We start from the raw sequence: 279 nt of genomic DNA on the forward strand, positions 1-279 counted from the left end.
CTGCCGGATTCGACTCAATGCTACTGGAGTGATACCAATATAAGTCGCAATTTGCTGCTGTGGAATAGAATCTTTTAACTCAGGATAGGCAGTGCGAAAATCTAGATAACGACGTTCAGCGGAATGTTTTACAAAGGCATTTTCACGCTCTTCTTTGACAATAAAGATGCGTTCAAGGAATTTAGCATAGCACTCTAAAAAACCAATATCGTGGCGCATTTGAGCATAAAAATCTTGCCAAGGATAAGAAGAAACCATGCTATCTTCCAAGGCCTGGAT

1 protein-coding gene is annotated in these 279 nt (G+C 40.5%); it reads right to left on the minus strand.

Annotated elements, in window-relative coordinates:
• A partial coding sequence (locus AAEY75_RS14805) for a cyclic nucleotide-binding domain-containing protein (RefSeq protein ID WP_502944427.1) occupies nucleotides 1-258 on the minus strand: 258 nt, incomplete at its 3' end.
• Nucleotides 259-279: the final 21 nt, after the last annotated feature.

It is taken from the genome of Psychrobacter sp. TB55-MNA-CIBAN-0194, from assembly GCF_040309505.1.
GTDB classification, from domain to species: domain Bacteria; phylum Pseudomonadota; class Gammaproteobacteria; order Pseudomonadales; family Moraxellaceae; genus Psychrobacter; species Psychrobacter fozii.